At 71.2% G+C, this 16,230-nt stretch carries 11 protein-coding genes and 1 tRNA gene; 9 read left to right on the forward strand and 3 right to left on the reverse strand.

Annotation, left to right across the window (positions count from 1 at the left end; translation table 11 throughout):
• Positions 1 to 8: 8 nt before the first annotated feature.
• The 6 genes from lgt (at position 9) to VIG76_RS01275 (ending at position 9,702) form a co-directional block, all read left to right on the forward strand.
• Positions 9 to 1,001: a prolipoprotein diacylglyceryl transferase gene (lgt, locus tag VIG76_RS01250; protein ID WP_331950188.1), complete on the forward strand. Its 993-nt coding sequence runs from the start codon at positions 9 to 11 to the stop codon at positions 999 to 1,001.
• Positions 1,002 to 1,163: 162 nt separating this feature from the next.
• Positions 1,164 to 5,747, forward strand: a complete 4,584-nt coding sequence (gene gltB, locus VIG76_RS01255; RefSeq protein ID WP_331950190.1) for a glutamate synthase large subunit — start codon at positions 1,164 to 1,166, stop codon at positions 5,745 to 5,747.
• Between the two features lie 17 nt (positions 5,748 to 5,764).
• Positions 5,765 to 7,222 (forward strand): glutamate synthase subunit beta, encoded by a 1,458-nt coding sequence (locus tag VIG76_RS01260; RefSeq protein WP_331950192.1) that lies wholly within the window; start codon positions 5,765 to 5,767, stop codon positions 7,220 to 7,222.
• 86 nt (positions 7,223 to 7,308) lie between these two features.
• Positions 7,309 to 8,760 (forward strand): pyruvate kinase, encoded by a 1,452-nt coding sequence (gene pyk / locus VIG76_RS01265; RefSeq protein ID WP_331950194.1) that lies wholly within the window; start codon positions 7,309 to 7,311, stop codon positions 8,758 to 8,760.
• A 102-nt stretch (positions 8,761 to 8,862) separates the two neighbouring features.
• Positions 8,863 to 9,195 carry a DUF2510 domain-containing protein gene (locus VIG76_RS01270; protein WP_331950196.1) on the forward strand — a complete coding sequence of 111 codons (333 nt, stop codon included), beginning with the start codon at positions 8,863 to 8,865 and terminating at the stop codon, positions 9,193 to 9,195.
• 366 nt (positions 9,196 to 9,561) lie between these two features.
• Positions 9,562 to 9,702 (forward strand): hypothetical protein, encoded by a 141-nt coding sequence (locus tag VIG76_RS01275; RefSeq protein ID WP_331950198.1) that lies wholly within the window; start codon positions 9,562 to 9,564, stop codon positions 9,700 to 9,702.
• 1 nt (position 9,703) lies between these two features.
• Here the strand turns inward: VIG76_RS01275 and VIG76_RS01280 are convergent.
• Positions 9,704 to 9,786: transfer RNA gene (locus VIG76_RS01280), tRNA-Leu, on the reverse strand.
• A 51-nt stretch (positions 9,787 to 9,837) separates the two neighbouring features.
• On the opposite strand from VIG76_RS01280, the gene VIG76_RS01285 reads away from it, so the two are divergent.
• Positions 9,838 to 10,440 (forward strand): ANTAR domain-containing response regulator, encoded by a 603-nt coding sequence (locus tag VIG76_RS01285; protein ID WP_331950200.1) that lies wholly within the window; start codon positions 9,838 to 9,840, stop codon positions 10,438 to 10,440.
• Here VIG76_RS01285 and VIG76_RS01290 read toward each other — a convergent pair.
• On the reverse strand, positions 10,409 to 10,819 hold the full coding sequence (locus VIG76_RS01290; protein ID WP_331950202.1) for a DUF559 domain-containing protein: 411 nt from the start codon (positions 10,817 to 10,819) through the stop codon (positions 10,409 to 10,411). The genes VIG76_RS01285 and VIG76_RS01290 overlap by 32 nt on opposite strands.
• A gap of 745 nt (positions 10,820 to 11,564) precedes the next feature.
• A complete protein-coding gene (locus VIG76_RS01295) occupies positions 11,565 to 11,987 on the reverse strand; it encodes a PaaI family thioesterase (protein WP_331950204.1) in 423 nt (140 codons plus the stop codon).
• Between the two features lie 60 nt (positions 11,988 to 12,047).
• Here VIG76_RS01295 and polA point away from each other — a divergent pair, with 60 nt between their 5' ends.
• Positions 12,048 to 14,723, forward strand: coding sequence for a DNA polymerase I (gene polA, locus VIG76_RS01300; RefSeq protein WP_331950206.1), 2,676 nt, complete (start codon positions 12,048 to 12,050; stop codon positions 14,721 to 14,723).
• A gap of 223 nt (positions 14,724 to 14,946) precedes the next feature.
• Positions 14,947 to 16,143 (forward strand): PTS mannitol transporter subunit IICB, encoded by a 1,197-nt coding sequence (locus VIG76_RS01305; RefSeq protein ID WP_331950208.1) that lies wholly within the window; start codon positions 14,947 to 14,949, stop codon positions 16,141 to 16,143.
• Positions 16,144 to 16,230: the final 87 nt, after the last annotated feature.

Below are 16,230 nucleotides of genomic sequence, written 5' to 3' on the forward strand. Positions count from 1 at the left end.
TCTTCCGCGTGATCGAGAGCATCCCGAGCCCGCCCGCGTCCTGGGCGTCGTTCCAGATCTGGATCTTCACGGTCCACAGCTACGCGCTCTGCATCCTCGCCGGGATCATCGTCGGCCTGATCATCACCTCGCGCCGCCTCACCGCCCGCGGCGCCCAGCCCGGCGTCGTGGTCGACTTCGCGATCGTCGCAGTGCCGCTCGCCATCGTCGGCGCCCGCGCCTACCACGTGCTCACGCACCCCGGCGACTACTTCGGCGCGGGCCACACCTTCTACGACGTCATCGCGATCTGGAACGGCGGCAACGCCATCTTCGGGTCGCTGATCGGCGGGGCCGTCGGCATCTGGATCGCGAGCCGCTGGACCGGCGTGCGCTTCCTGTCGTTCGCGGACGCCATGGCGCCCGGCCTGCTCGTCGCGCAGGGCATCGGCCGCATCGGCAACTGGTTCAACACCGAGCTCTACGGCATGCCCACCACGCTGCCCTGGGGGCTGCAGGTGCCGAGCGACAACGCGGCCTTCCCGGCGGGCCTCGCCCCGGGCACCCTCTTCCACCCCACCTTCCTCTACGAGCTCATCTGGGACGTCGCCGGCGCGATCGTGCTCGTCGCCATCGAGAAGAAGCTCGTCCGTCCGGCGAACGGACGCCCGTACCTCGCGCCCCGCATCCCCATGCGGTGGGGCCGCGCCCTCGCCTTCTACTTCATCTGGTACGGCGCCGGGCGCAGCGTGTTCGAGTCGATCCGCATCGACCCGAGCGAGGTCTTCTTCGGGCTCCGCACCAACGTATGGGCCGCCTTCCTGTCGATCGTGATCGGCATCGTGCTCATGGCCTGGTCCTTCCGGCGCCATCCCGGCCTCGAGGTCGGCGTCTACCGCCCGGGACGACAGTGGGTGCCCGACGGGCTTGTAGGATCGCGCTGGACCGCGGCCGACTTCCCGTCGAGCCCCGCGGACGAGGACGCGCGATCCGTCACAAGCGGCGGCGCGTCCAGGGGCTGATCCCGGGGCGAGCCGCACCGCGATCCTCCGCACCCCGCGCACCTTCCCTGTAGCCTCCCCTTCCCGCCGAGCGGGCAGCGGGACGCATCCGCATCCCGGGCCGACGGCGTCCCGCTTGGAATCCACTCCCCGCCGGGCTCCCCGGCTGATCTGGAGGACGCCATGGCCGAGCGCCCCGCACCCCGCGCGCTGTTCAGCGCCGTGCCCGAGGCCACCGGGCTCTACGACCCCGCCGCCGAGCGCGACGCCTGCGGCCTCGCGATGGTCGCGACGCTCCGCGGCACCGCGGGCCACGACATCATCGACGCCGCGCTCGACGCCCTCCGGCACCTCGAGCACCGCGGTGCGGTCGGCTCCGACGCGGGCACCGGCGACGGCGCCGGGATCGTCACGCAGATCCCCGACGCGTTCCTCCGCGCGGTCGCCGGCTTCGAGCTGCCCGATGCCGGCACGTACGCGGTCGGGCTCGGCTTCCTCCCGGTCGACCCGCGCGAGCGCAACGCCCTGAAGGCGGCCGTCGCCGCGATCGCCGAGGAGGAGGACCTCGAGGTGCTCGGCTGGCGTCCCGTGCCGACGGACGCGAGCACCATCGGGGCGCTCGCGCGTGGCTCCATGCCGGCGTTCGAGCAGCTCTTCCTGACCTCCACGCGCCGCGGCGCGGACGGCGAGCGGCCCGCGGGCATCGCCCTCGACCGGCAGGCCATGCGGCTCCGCAAGCGGGTCGAGCGGGAGCACCGCGCCTACTTCGCCTCCCTGTCGAGCCGCACGCTCGTCTACAAGGGCATGGTCACCACGCTCCAGCTGGAGCCGTTCTACCCCGACCTCTCCGACGAGCGCTTCGTCTCGATGCTCGCGCTCGTGCACTCGCGCTACTCCACGAACACGTTCCCGTCCTGGCCGCTCGCGCAGCCGTTCCGGATGATCGCCCACAACGGCGAGATCAACACGGTGCAGGGCAACCGCAACTGGATGCGGGCCCGTCAGTCGCAGCTCGAGAGCGAGGTGCTCGGGGACCTCACCCCGCTGCTGCCGATCGTGACCGAGGGCGCATCCGACTCGGCGTCGTTCGACGAGGTCGTCGAGCTGCTCACCCTCGCGGGTCGCAGCCTGCCGCACGCGATCATGATGATGGTGCCGGAGGCGTGGGAGAACCAGCCCGACCTCGATCCGCAGCTGCGCGCCTTCTACGAGTACCACTCCGGGATCATGGAGCCGTGGGACGGCCCCGCAGCCATCGTCTTCACCGACGGCACCCTCGTCGGCGCCACGCTCGACCGCAACGGGCTGCGCCCCGGCCGCTGGGTCGTGACGACCGACGGCCTCGTCGTGCTCGCGTCCGAGATCGGCGTGCTCGACCTGCCGCCAGAGCGCGTGCAGGCCAAGGGCCGCCTCCGCCCCGGGAAGATGTTCCTCGTCGACACCGCCGAAGGGCGGCTGATCAGCGACGAGGAGATCAAGTCGAGCCTCGCCGCGTCGCAGCCCTGGGCCGAGTACCTCGACTCCGCGCGGATCAACCTCGCCGACCTGCCCGACCGCGAGCACGTCGTCCACACGCCCGCATCCGTCGTGCGCCGCCAGCGCACCTTCGGGTACACGGAGGAGGAGGTCCGCATCCTCCTCGGCCCGATGGGCGCCACCGGCGCGGAGCCGCTCGGCGCCATGGGCTCCGACACCCCGATCGCCGTGCTCTCGGCCCGGCCACGGCTGCTGTTCGACTACTTCACGCAGCAGTTCGCGCAGGTGACGAACCCGCCCCTCGACTCCATCCGCGAGGAGGTCGTCACCTCCCTGCGCCTCGGCCTCGGCCCCGAGCGCAACCTGCTCTCCGCCACGCCGCGGCACGCCCGCCAGGTGGTCCTCGACTTCCCGGTGATCGACAACGACGAGCTCGCGAAGCTCATCCACATCGACCCGCACCCCGGCAGCGCGACGACGACCGTCGTCCGCGGGCTCTACCGGGTCGAGGACGGCGAGCGCGCCCTCGAGGAGCGGATCACCGCGATGCGGCAGGAGGTCGACGAGGCCATCGCCCGCGGCGCCGAGTTCATCGTGCTGTCCGACCGCGACTCGAACCGCGAGCTCGCGCCGGTGCCGAGCCTGCTGATGCTCTCCGCGATCCACCACCACCTCATCCGGAACCAGAACCGGATGAAGGTGGGCCTCATCGTCGAGGCCGGTGACGTGCGCGAGGTGCACCACGTCGCGCTGCTGATCGGCTACGGCGCCTCCGCGGTCAACCCGTACCTCGCGATGGAGACCGTGGAGCAGCTCGTCCGTAGCGGCCAGCTCTCCGGCGTGACGCCCGAGAAGGCCGTGCGCAACGTGATCAAGGCGCTCGGCAAGGGCGTGCTGAAGATCATGTCGAAGATGGGGATCTCGACCGTCTCCTCCTACGCGGCGGCGCAGGCGTTCGAGGCCGTCGGCCTGTCGCAGGAGTTCGTCGACGACCACTTCACCGGCACCACGACGAAGCTCGGCGGCGTCGGCATCGACGTGATCGCCGCTGAGAGCGCCGCACGCCATGCGGCGGCGTTCCCCGACGAGGCCGCCCCCGGCGTGCACATGCGGCTCGCCACGGGCGGCGAGTACCAGTGGCGCAGGGACGGGCCACCGCACCTCTTCAACCCCGAGACCGTCTTCCGCCTGCAGCACGCCACCCGTGCGCGCCGGTACGACGTGTTCCGTGAGTACACGAGGCTCGTCGACGACCAGTCGTCCTCGCTGATGACGCTGCGCGGCCTGTTCCGCTTCGCGCCGAGCCACCGGCATCCGGTGCCGCTCGACGAGGTCGAGCCGATCGAGTCGATCGTCCAGCGCTTCAACACGGGCGCGATGTCGTACGGCTCGATCTCCAAGGAGGCGCACGAGACCCTCGCGATCGCCATGAACCGGCTCGGTGGCCGGTCGAACACGGGCGAGGGCGGCGAGGACGTCGACCGGCTGCTCGACCCCGAGCGGCGCAGCCGGATCAAGCAGGTCGCCTCCGGCCGCTTCGGCGTGACGAGCATGTACCTCAGCCACGCGGACGACATCCAGATCAAGATGGCGCAGGGCGCGAAGCCCGGCGAGGGCGGCCAGCTGCCGCCCGCGAAGATGTATCCCTGGATCGCCCGGACGCGGCACTCGACCGCGGGCGTCGGCCTCATCTCGCCGCCGCCGCACCACGACATCTACTCGATCGAGGACCTCAAGCAGCTGATCTTCGACCTGAAGCGCGCGAACCCTGCGGCGCGCGTCCACGTGAAGCTCGTGAGCCAGTCGGGCATCGGCGCGGTCGCGGCGGGCGTGACGAAGGCGAAGGCCGACGTGGTGCTCGTCTCCGGCCACGACGGCGGCACCGGCGCCAGCCCGCTGAACTCGCTGAAGCACGCGGGCACCCCGTGGGAGCTCGGCCTCGCCGAGACGCAGCAGACGCTGATGCTGAACGGGCTCCGCGACCGCGTGACCGTGCAGGTCGACGGCCAGATGAAGTCCGGCCGCGACGTCATCGTCGCCGCGCTGCTCGGTGCGGAGGAGTACGGCTTCGCGACGGCGCCGCTCGTCGTCTCCGGCTGCGTGATGATGCGGGTCTGCCACCTCGACACCTGCCCCGTGGGCGTCGCGACGCAGAACCCCGAGCTGCGAGCCCGGTTCTCGGGCAAGCCCGAGTTCGTCGTGAACTTCTTCGAGTTCGTCGCCCAGGAGGTGCGCGAGCTGCTCGCCTCCCTCGGCTACCGCACCCTCGACGAGATCATCGGCCGCCGTGAGCTGCTCGACGTGAACGGCGCGATCGACCACTGGAAGGCGGACGGCCTCGACCTCACGCCGATCCTGGTCGGGCCGGCGTTCCCCGACGACGAGCCGCGCACGCGGCGGGTCGGCCAGGACCACGAGCTGGAGCAGCACTTCGACAACCGGCTGCTGCACAAGGCCGCCCACGTGCTCGAGCACGGCGGACGGATCGAGCTCGACCTCGAGGTGCGCAACACGGAGCGGGCGGTCGGCACCATGCTCGGCCACCACCTCACGATGAAGCACGGCGAGAACGGCCTGCCGTCCGGCTCCATCGAGGTGACGCTCCGCGGATCCGCTGGGCAGTCGTTCGGCGCGTTCCTCCCGCCCGGCATCACGCTGAAGCTGATCGGCGACAGCAACGACTACGTCGGCAAGGGCCTCTCCGGTGGCGAGATCGTGCTCCGGCCGCATCCCGAGGCGCGCTTCGCCGCCGAGGAGAACGTGATCGCCGGCAACGTGATCGGCTACGGCGCCACGCAGGGCACCATGTTCCTCTCCGGCATCGTGGGGGAGCGGTTCCTCGTCCGGAACTCCGGCGCGACCGCCGTCGTCGAGGGCGTGGGTGACCACGCGCTCGAGTACATGACCGGCGGCCTCGCCGTCATCCTCGGCGCGACCGGCCGGAACCTCGGCGCGGGGATGTCCGGCGGCACCGCCTACGTGCACGAGCTGGCGGAGTCGCAGGTCAACCGCGACGCGATCGCGAGCGGCGAGCTCGGCCTGCTGCCGATGGACAGCGCGGATGCGGCGATCCTGAAGGACCTGCTCGAGCGCCACGTCGCGCTCACCGACTCGGCCCTCGCGGCCCGCATGCTCGCCGACTTCGACCGGGTCGTGGAGGAGTTCGTGAAGGTGCTGCCGCGCAACTACGCGGCGGTGCTGGAGACGCGCGCGAAGGCGGCGGACGAGGGGCTCGACCCGGACGGCGACACCGTCTGGCGGCGGATCCTGCAGGTGACCACGGGTGCGTAGGAACGGAGGCGACTGCAATGGCTGACCCCAAGGGGTTCCTGAAGACGCGGGAGCGCGAGCTGCCGAAGCGGCGCCCCGTCGCGCTGCGGCTGATGGACTGGCACGAGGTCTACGAGCAGCAGGACCGCGGCGAGCTGCGCCGGCAGGCCGGGCGCTGCATGGACTGCGGCATCCCGTTCTGCCACCACGGCTGCCCGCTCGGGAACCTCATCCCCGAGTGGAACGACCTCATGTACCGCGGCGACGGCCGGCAGGCCATCGAGCGGCTGCACGCGACGAACAACTTCCCGGAGTTCACCGGGACGCTCTGCCCGGCGCCGTGCGAGGCCTCGTGCGTGCTCGGGATCAACCAGCCGGCGGTCACGATCAAGCAGGTCGAGGTCTCGATCATCGACCAGGCGTGGGCGAACGGATGGGTGGAGCCGCATCCACCGACCCGGCTCACCGGCAAGACCGTCGCCGTCGTCGGCTCCGGCCCCGCGGGGCTCGCCGCCGCCCAGCAGCTCACGCGGGCGGGCCACACCGTCGCCGTGTTCGAGCGGGACGACCGCATCGGCGGCCTGCTCCGGTACGGCATCCCCGAGTTCAAGATGGAGAAGCACCGCCTCGACCAGCGGCTGAACCAGATGATCGCGGAGGGCACGCGCTTCCGCGCCGGCGTCGAGATCGGCGTCGACATCCCCTGGGACGAGCTGCGCCGACGCTACGACGCGGTCGTCGTCGCCACGGGTGCTCCCGTGCCGCGGGACCTCCCCGTGCCGGGCCGCGACCTCGAGGGCGTGCACTTCGCGATGGAGTTCCTCACGCAGGCGAACAAGGCCGTCGCGGGCGACCAGGTGCCGGGGCAGATCCTCGCGGAGGACCGCGACGTGATCGTGATCGGCGGCGGCGACACCGGCGCGGACTGCATCGGGACCGCGCACCGGCAGGGCGCGCGCAGCGTGACGAACCTCGCGATCGGCAAGCAGCCGCCGCTCACCCGGAGCGACGCGCAGCCCTGGCCCATGGTCCCGACGGTGTTCGAGGTCGCGAGCGCGCACGAGGAGGGCGGCCGGCGCGAGTTCCTCTCGTCGACAGTCGAGTTCCTCGGCGACGAGAGCGGCCGCGTCACCGGGCTGCGCGTCGCCGAGACCGAGTACATCGACGGCCACCGCGTACCGAAGGCCGGCACGGAGCGCACCCTGCCGGCCGACCTCGTGCTGCTCGCGATGGGGTTCTCCGGACCGGAGCGGCACGACCTCGCCGAGCAGCTCGAGGTGCCGTTCGACGAGCGCGGCACCGTGACCCGGGACGACGGCTTCCAGACCGACGTGCCCGGTGTCTTCGTGGCCGGCGACGCCGGCCGCGGCCAGTCCCTCATCGTCTGGGCGATCGCCGAGGGCCGCTCCGTGGCGGCCGCCGTCGACGCCTACCTCGAGGGCGAGTCCGAGCTCCCCGCGCCCGTCCGGCCGACCGACCGGGCGCTCAGCCTCTAGCAGTCCGCGGCCGTCGGGAGCCCGTCTCCCGCGGCACTACCCTCGACACGGCACATCCCGAACCACGATTGGCGGACACACCACCGATGAGACGAGCGAAGATCGTCGCGACCCTCGGGCCGGCGACCTCGAGCTACGAGAACATCAGGGCGATCATCGAGGCCGGCGTCGACGTCGCCAGGATGAACCTGAGCCACGGCAGCTACGAGGTGCACGAGGGCGTCTACCGCGAGGTGCGGCGCGCGTCCGACGACACCGGCCGGGCGGTCGCCGTGCTGATCGACCTCCAGGGGCCGAAGATCCGCCTCGGCCGCTTCGCCGACGGGCCGCACGAGCTCGCCGAGGGCGACATCCTCACGATCACCACCGAGGACGTCCTCGGCACGAAGGACCTCGTCGGCACCACGTTCAAGGGGCTGCCCCAGGACGTGAAGCCGGGCGACTCCCTGCTGATCGACGACGGCAAGGTGCGCGTGCAGGTGCTCGACACCGACGGGGTGCGCGTGCGCACCGAGGTGATGGTCGCCGGCACGGTCTCGAACAACAAGGGCATCAACCTGCCGGGCGTCGCGGTGAACGTGCCCGCCCTGTCGGAGAAGGACGAGGCCGACCTCCGCTGGGGCCTGCGCCTCGGCGCCGACCTCATCGCGCTCTCCTTCGTGCGAAGCCCCGACGACGTCGTGCGCGTGCGGGAGATCATGGACGAGGTCGGCCGGCGCGTGCCGGTGATCGCGAAGATCGAGAAGCCGCAGGCGGTCGACAACCTCGAGGCGATCATCGACACGTTCGACGGCACGATGGTCGCCCGCGGCGACCTCGGCGTCGAGCTGCCGCTCGAGGCCGTGCCGATCGTGCAGAAGCAGGCCTGCGAGATCTCGCGGCGCCTCGCGAAGCCGGTCATCGTGGCGACGCAGATGCTCGAGTCGATGATCTCCTCGCCCGTCCCGACCCGCGCCGAGACGTCCGACGTCGCGAACGCGGTGCTCGACGGCGCCGACGCGGTCATGCTCTCCGGCGAGACGAGCGTGGGGGAGTACCCCGTCACCACCGTGAAGACCATGGCGAAGATCGTCCGCTCCACGGAGGAGCACGGCCTCGAGCGCATCCTGCCGCTCGGCACGAAGCCCCGCACCCAGGGCGGCGCGATCACGCTCGCCGCCGCCGAGGTCGCGGACTTCGTCGAGGCGAAGTTCCTCTGCGTCTTCACCGAGTCCGGCGACTCCGTGCGGCGGATGGTTCGGCTCAGGTCGCAGATCCCCGTGCTCGCGTTCACGCCCGAGCCCGGCATCCGGTCGCGTCTCGCACTCAGCTGGGGCGTCGAGACATTCCTCGTGCCGCGGGTCACGAACACGGACGAGCTGATGCACCAGGTCGACGACGTGCTGCTCAGCATCGGGCGGGTCGAGCGCGGCGACAAGGTCGTCGTGATCTCCGGATCCCCTCCCGGGATCACCGGCTCCACGAACGACATGCGCGTCCACGTGATGGGCGACGCGATCGGCGGCGCCGCCCCCGCCTACCAGCAGTTCGGCGGCTGATCGGCCGATCGTTACGCATTCGCAGCCGGGCGGGGGATGACCCCGCCCGGCTGCTGCCGTTAGCGTGCGGGCATCGGCCGCGGGGCCGGGGACGGGGTCCCGATGACGATCCACGCGACACCGCCGGGCTGGTACGGGGACGGCTCGGGGACCGAGCGCTGGTGGAACGGCGGCGGCTGGACCGAGACCGAGCACGAGCCCCTGCGCGCGCGGGGGACCCTCGCCGACACGACGGGCGACGTCGAGCTGCTGCCGCGCCACGGGGTGGTGGCTCCGGCGACGAGCCTCGAGCACGGACCGCTGCGCCGCGGCCGGGCCCCCGAGCGGCACCGGTTCCCGACCTTCGCGGTCGTGTCGATCACCGCGATGACCGGGGTGGTGTGGCTCGGGTTCTGGCTGCTGGGGCCGCTGGCGCCGTGGCTCGCGGGTCTCTGAGCCGCTCCGCCGCGACGCGCCGATCGGGCCGGGATTCGCAGCCCGGATTCAGGTTTCCCGGACCACGCTGACGGCATGGTCGAGACGGAACCGCGAGAGCGGAGCCCGGACTAAGAGGCGGGCCCCGATACGACGAAGGCGGACCCCCGCCCCCGCGCTGCGGGGCGGGGGTCCGCTGTCGTTTCGCCCCCGCCTCTTCGTACCGGACTCGCGGCAGGACGGCCTGGAGCGCGCGGCTGCTCGAGTCGCCGCCGCTGCGTGCGGCCGGGATCATCAGCTGCAGCGTCCACCTCTGGCACCTGCCGGTGATCAACTGGCTGACGATCGACCATCTGGGCCGCCGGGCTGCCGCCGGACCTCGCGCTCGTGCTCGCGATCACGCTGCCGCTCGCGACCGCGACGTACCTCCTCGTCGAGCGCCCGGCGCTCCGGCTGAAGCGCCGCCGTCGGATGCCGACCCCACCGGCGGAGCGGGTGGTCGTCGAGGCCGCCGCGTCCCGCTCATGAGTACCGGTGGTGGGACTCGAACCCACAAGCCCTCTCGGACAGAGCATTTTGAGTGCCCCGCGTCTGCCATTCCGCCACACCGGCCCGCTCGGCCACCCCGCAGGCAGCCGCGCCTCCACAGACTAGGCTTCGAGCGTGGCTGACAACGCAACCGCTGCACCCCGCCGCGTCGTCGTCGCGGAGGACGAGTCCCTGATCCGGCTCGACATCGTCGAGATCCTTCGCGACAACGGATTCGACGTCGTCGGGGAGGCCGGCGACGGCGAGACCGCCGTCCAGCTCGCGACCGAGCTGCGCCCCGACCTCGTCGTCATGGACGTCCGCATGCCGCAGCTCGACGGCATCAAGGCGGCCGAGCGGCTGACCCGCGATCACATCGCGCCGGTCGTCCTGCTCACCGCCTTCAGCCAGAAGGAGCTCGTCGAGCAGGCGAGCGAGGCCGGCGCCCTCGCCTACGTGGTGAAGCCGTTCACACCGAACGACCTGCTCCCAGCGATCGAGATCGCCCTCGCGCGCTACGCGCAGATCGTCGCCCTCGAGTCCGAGGTCGCCGACATGGTCGAGCGCTTCGAGACCCGCAAGCTCGTCGACCGGGCCAAGGGTCTGCTCAACGAGAAGATGGGGCTCACGGAGCCGGAGGCGTTCCGCTGGATCCAGAAGGCGTCGATGGACCGTCGCCTCACGATGCACGACGTCGCGCAGGCCGTCATCGAGCAGCTGGCGGCCCCGAAGAAGTAGGGGCTGCACGAGGTCGATCCGCCACGATGTCCGCTCCCAGCCGAGACCTGGCGCGTTCCACCAGCCGCTCTCTTCGATCGCCCTTCAGATCGTCGCCCGTGACCCGGACGACCACCCACCCCTCGTCGCTCAGGCGTTCGTACCGTTCGACGTCGTAGCGGAACTGCTTCCGCTCGCGGTGGCCGTCGCCCTCGTACTCGAAGACCACGCGCTGCCTCCGGTACACGACGTCGGGCTTGCCGAGGTAGCTCCCGTCTGCGCCGTACAGCGGGACATTCAGCTCGGGCTCGGGGAGTCCGGCGCGAACGAGCACGAGTCGAAGCCGCGTCTCGCCGGGGGAGGCGGAACCTCTGCGAGCCTCCTTCAGCGCGGTTCGCAACGAGATCCGCATCCTCGGGTCTCTCCGAGCGATGGCGGCGGCCAGTCGATCGGACCTCTCCTTCTGGGAGGGGAAGGTCCGTGAGGAAGCGGTCGGCGATGACGATCAGGTCGTCGAGCTCCATGAGGCCGGCGAGCTGGCACCACGTGTCGACAGTGCTGCAGACCATCAGCCCTCTGAGCTCGATCACCCCGGGAGCGACCCGAAGTCGGTGCCCGAGGACTCCCTTCGCCCGTGGTGCGGTCGCGGGATGGACCGCGGAGACGTCCAGCACCACCCGGCGAGCGAGCTCGAGCGGGAGCTCGAAGCCGAGGAGCTGGGCGGCGGTGACGTGACTGAAGGCTTGGCCGGGCGGCATCCGCACGGCGTAGGCGCGGCACCGCTCCCAGATGGTCGAGGGCGTCGTCGTTGTCTGGACGCCGCGGTAGGGGCGCACGATGTCCGCGTCACGGAGCCGACCGGGTCCGACGCCATGACGACCCGCGGTCGGCCGGTCGAACGGGTCCGTCAGGAGCGACGACGGCAGCGGTGCACGCGAGACCATGCGGACAGCGTGCAGGTCCGATCAGCGAGTGGCGCCCGACTCTCCACAGGGCGGTGGTCGCAGTTCGGGCCGCTCCGGCAGAAGGATGAGCGGCCAGAACTGTGACCACCCTGTTGCTCGCATCGCCGTGGTCACAGTTCGTGCCGCTCGCCGATGGTTGCGAGCGGCACGAATTGCGACCACGAGGCCGGGGTGCGCGGGTCAGGCGTCGCGGAGGAGGTTCGTCATCCGCACCGTGGAGAGCAGCCGGCCCTGCTCGTCGCGGATCGACGTCTGGTGCGTGCAGAGGGTGCGGCCGAGCGAGATGGCCTCGCACGTCGCGACCACGAAGCCCTCGGTGGCCGAGCGGCTGTGCGTCGCGTTGATCTCGATTCCCACCGCGTAGCGGCCGGGGCCGGCGTGGATCGCGGAGGACACGCTGCCGAGCGACTCGCCGAGCACCAGGTGCGCGCCGCCGTGCAGCAGCCCGACGACCTGCCGGTTGCCCTCGACGGGCATCCGCGCGACCGAGCGCGACGCGGACAGCTCCAGGAACTCGATCTCCATCCGCACGGCCAGCTCACCGCCCCCCGACTCCACCAGCCGGGTCACCAGCTCGGGGTCGAGGTCAGGCGGGAGCTGCATCGATGCGGGGTCCTTCCGAGAGCGCCGGGCGGGGTCGGACCCGCTCGTTAGGCTGGTCGGGTGCCGGATCCGTCGAAGCCTACGCTGCTGGTCGTCGACGGGCACTCGCTCGCGTTCCGAGCGTTCTACGCCCTCCCCGTCGACAGCTTCAGCACCGCCGAGGGCCAGCACACGAACGCCATCCACGGCTTCCTGTCGATGCTGCTGCTCCTCCTGCAGAAGGAGCGCCCCACCCACCTCGCGGTCGCCTTCGACATCTCCCGCTTCTCCTTCCGCAACCGCGAGTACCCCGAGTACAAGGGCACGCGCAACGAGACCCCGCCGGAGTTCAAGGGTCAGATCCCGCTCCTCCAGGAGGCGCTCGCCGCCATGAACATCCCGACCGTCACGAAGGAGGACTTCGAGGCGGACGACATCCTGGCCACCCTCTCCGTGCAGGGCCGCGAGCAGGGCTACGACGTGCTCATCGTCTCGGGCGACCGCGACTCGATCCAGCTCGTGAACGACGACGTCACGCTGCTCTACCCGTCCGTCAGGGGCGTCAGCGAGCTCACCCGCTACGACACCGACAAGGTGCGCGAGCGCTACGGGATCGAGCCGTACCAGTACCCCGAGATCGCCGCGCTCGTCGGTGAGACGAGCGACAACCTGCCGGGCATCGACAAGGTCGGGGAGAAGACGGCCGTCAAGTGGCTGAAGCAGTACGGCTCGCTGGAGGCGATCCTCGAGCACGCGGATGAGATCAAGGGCGTCGTCGGCAACAACCTGCGCGAGCAGCGCGGCAACGCCGAGCGCAACCGCCGCCTCAACCGCCTGCACACCGACGTCGAGCTGCCGGTCGCCCCCGCGGATCTCGTTCGCCGTCCCATCGACGAGGAGGCGGTGCGGCAGGTCTTCGGCAAGCTGGAGTTCCGCCAGCTGCTCGACCGGGTGCTGAAGCTCGAGGGCGGCGGCGTGTCGGGCTCGGCCCCCGAGGCGGAGGCCGACGCGGACGCCGCGCCGCCCGCGCCGCCCGCCCAGCAGCTCCTCGACGAGGAGCTCGCCGTCTGGCTCGACCGCAACCGCGCCGCGCATCCTGAGGGCCTCGGTCTCGTCCTCGAGACCCAGGGCTCCCGCGTCGTCGGCGTCGGGATCGCGTCACCCACCGAGACCGTCGACCTGCCGTGGCAGCCCGGCCGCGCCGACTACGCGCCGCTCGAGGCCTGGCTCGCCGACCCGTCGGCCCCGAAGGTGCTGCACGACGCGAAGACCCAGCTGAAGGCCGCCGCGGCGAGCGGCCTGACTCTCGACGGGATCGCGTTCGACACGTTGCTCGCCGCCTGGCTGCTGCGGCCGAGCGGCCAGGACAAGACGCTGCGCGACGTCGTCGACCGCTACCTCCAGGAGCGGCTGCCCGAGGCCGACCCGAACCAGCTCGTGCAGGACATCGGGGGAGCGTCCCCGGCGCCGACGCACGCCTGGTACGTCTACCGCTCGGCGCACGTGCTCCGGGAGGGCCTCGACGAGAAGACCCTGAAGGTCCTCACCGACATCGAGCTGCCCACCCTGAAGGTGCTCGCGGAGATGGAGACCGCCGGCGTCGCCGTCGACGTCCTCGCCCTCGACGCCCTGAACACCGAGCTCTCCACCCGCGTCCGCGAGCTCGCCGACGACGCGTACGCGATCGTCGGGCACGAGCTGAACCTCGGGTCGCCGAAGCAGCTGCAGGAGGTGCTCTTCGTCGAGCTCGGCATGCCGGGCACGCGGCGGAACAAGACGGGGTACTCCACCGACGCCGACTCGCTCGCGGACCTGCAGGCGAAGAGCCCGCACCCGTTCCTCGACGTGCTGCTGCAGCACCGCGACGCGTCGAAGCTCAAGCAGATCATCGAGACGCTGCAGCGCGGCATCGGCGCCGACGGGCGCATCCACACGACCTACGTGCAGACCGGCACGACCACCGGCCGCATCTCCTCGAACGACCCGAACCTCCAGAACATCCCCATCCGTGCGGAGGAGGGCAGGCGGATCCGCGGGGCCTTCATCGCCGGGGAGGAGCGGCCGATGCTGCTCACCGCCGACTACTCGCAGATCGAGATGCGGATCATGGCGCACCTCTCCGAGGACGCCGGCCTCATCGAGGCGTTCGTCTCCGGGGAGGACCTGCACCGCTTCGTCGGCTCCCGGGTCTTCGGCGTCACCCCGGCCGAGGTCACGCCGTTCATGCGCACGAAGGTGAAGGCGATGTCGTACGGCCTCGCCTACGGCCTCTCCGCGTTCGGCCTGTCGAAGCAGCTGCGGATCGACACCGCCGAGGCGCGGGAGCTGATGGCCGGCTACTTCGAGCGGTTCGGCGGCGTGCGCGACTACCTCCGCAACGTCGTCGAGCAGGCCCGCGTCGACGGCTACACCGAGACGATCTTCGGCCGCCGCCGTCCCTTCCCCGACCTGAGCAGCCCGAACCGCGTGCTCCGCGACAACGCCGAGCGCGCCGCGCTCAACGCGCCGATCCAGGGCAGCGCCGCCGACATCATGAAGCTCGCGATGATCGGCGTCGCCCACGACATGAAGGCGGCCGACCTCCGCTCCCGCATGCTGCTCCAGGTGCACGACGAGCTCGTCTTCGAGGTCGCCGACGGCGAGCAGGACGCCCTCGCCGAGATCGTGCGCGCGCGGATGGGCGGTGCCGCCGAGCTCCGCGTCCCGCTCGACGTGCAGGTCGGCGTCGGCCACGACTGGGACGCCGCCGCCCACTGAGCGCCAGGTCCTCGACCCCTGCCCATGAAGGGGTGCGAGGGGCGGAGGACGGCGCCGCGACGCACCCCCAGTGGGCGGGTCACGCCCGGCGCGGGAGCGGCGCAGATCCGTGGTTGACGCAGACAACGTTTGAGACTTGGATACAGACGGCCCCCGCTCCCAGAGGGGGACCTGAGCGTCGAAGTATCCGACTCGGACTCGCTACAAAGGGGTAACAAGGACAATGTCCGCATACACGCCGGTGGTCACCGGCACCGGCCCACGGGCCGTCATCCAGCGCTTCGGCGCGTTCCTCGCCGGCATGATCATGCCGAACCTCGGTGCGTTCATCGCCTGGGGTCTCGTCACGGCCCTCTTCATCCCGAGCGGCTGGGTCAACCTGATCGCCGGCCGCCCGGCCACGAACCCGCTGCCGTTCACCACCGCCGCGGGCTCCATCGTCGGCCCGATCATCGTCTTCCTGATCCCGGTGCTGATCGGCTACACCGGCGGCCGCCAGGTGCACGGGCAGCGCGGGGCCGTCGTCGGTGCCATCGCGACGATGGGCGTCGTGATCTCCCCGCTCGCCTACAACCCGAAGCTGACGCTCGGCGACCTCGGCCCGCAGTTCCTCGGCGCGCTGATCATCGGACCGCTCACCGCGCTGATCCTGAAGTACTGGGACCGGCTCGTCGACGGCAAGCTGCGCGCCGGGTTCGAGATGCTGGTGGACAACTTCTCCGCCGGCATCATCGGCGGTGCGATGGCGCTCGTCGGCCTCTTCTGGCTCGGCCCGATCGTCGTCGCGATCAGCCAGGCGTTCGGCTCCGTCGTGCAGTGGCTGATCAACCTGCACCTGCTGCCGCTCGCGCAGATCATCATCGAGCCCGCGAAGGTGCTGTTCCTCAACAACGCGATCGGCAACGGCGTCCTCGTGCCGCTCGGCGCGACGCAGGCGCACCAGACCGGCCAGTCGATCCTCTTCATGCTCGAGTCGGACCCGGGCCCCGGCCTCGGCATCCTCCTCGCGATGATGCTGTTCGGCCCGCGGGCCGTGCGCCCGACCGTGCCGGCCGCGATCGTCGTCCAGTTCCTCGGCGGCATCCACGAGATCTACTTCCCGTACGTGCTGATGAAGCCGATCCTGATCATCGCCGCGATCCTCGGTGGCGGCTGCGGCGTGCTCACCTGGGTGATCTTCGGCGTCGGCCTCCGCGCCCCCGCCTCCCCGGGCTCGATCATCGCCTACCTCATCGAGTGCCCGCCGAACGAGATCGTGACGATGCTGCTCGGCGTGATCATCGCCACGGCCGTGTCGTTCGCGGCCGGCGCGCTCCTGCTCGGCTTCGGCCGCAGCGAGAAGACGGCGATGGACCTCGACGAGGCCAACGCCCGCAACGCGCAGAACAAGGGCCGGAAGACCGCCGTCGCCGGCGCCTGATCGGCCTGACGTCGGAGGGCGGGGGATCCCTGGGATACCCCGCCCTCCGCTGTCGAACGGCGGGCGTACGCTCGCACCAATCCACCG

Origin of the sequence: Amnibacterium sp. (assembly GCF_036559085.1) — a bacterium.
Taxonomy (GTDB): Bacteria; Actinomycetota; Actinomycetes; order Actinomycetales; family Microbacteriaceae; genus Amnibacterium.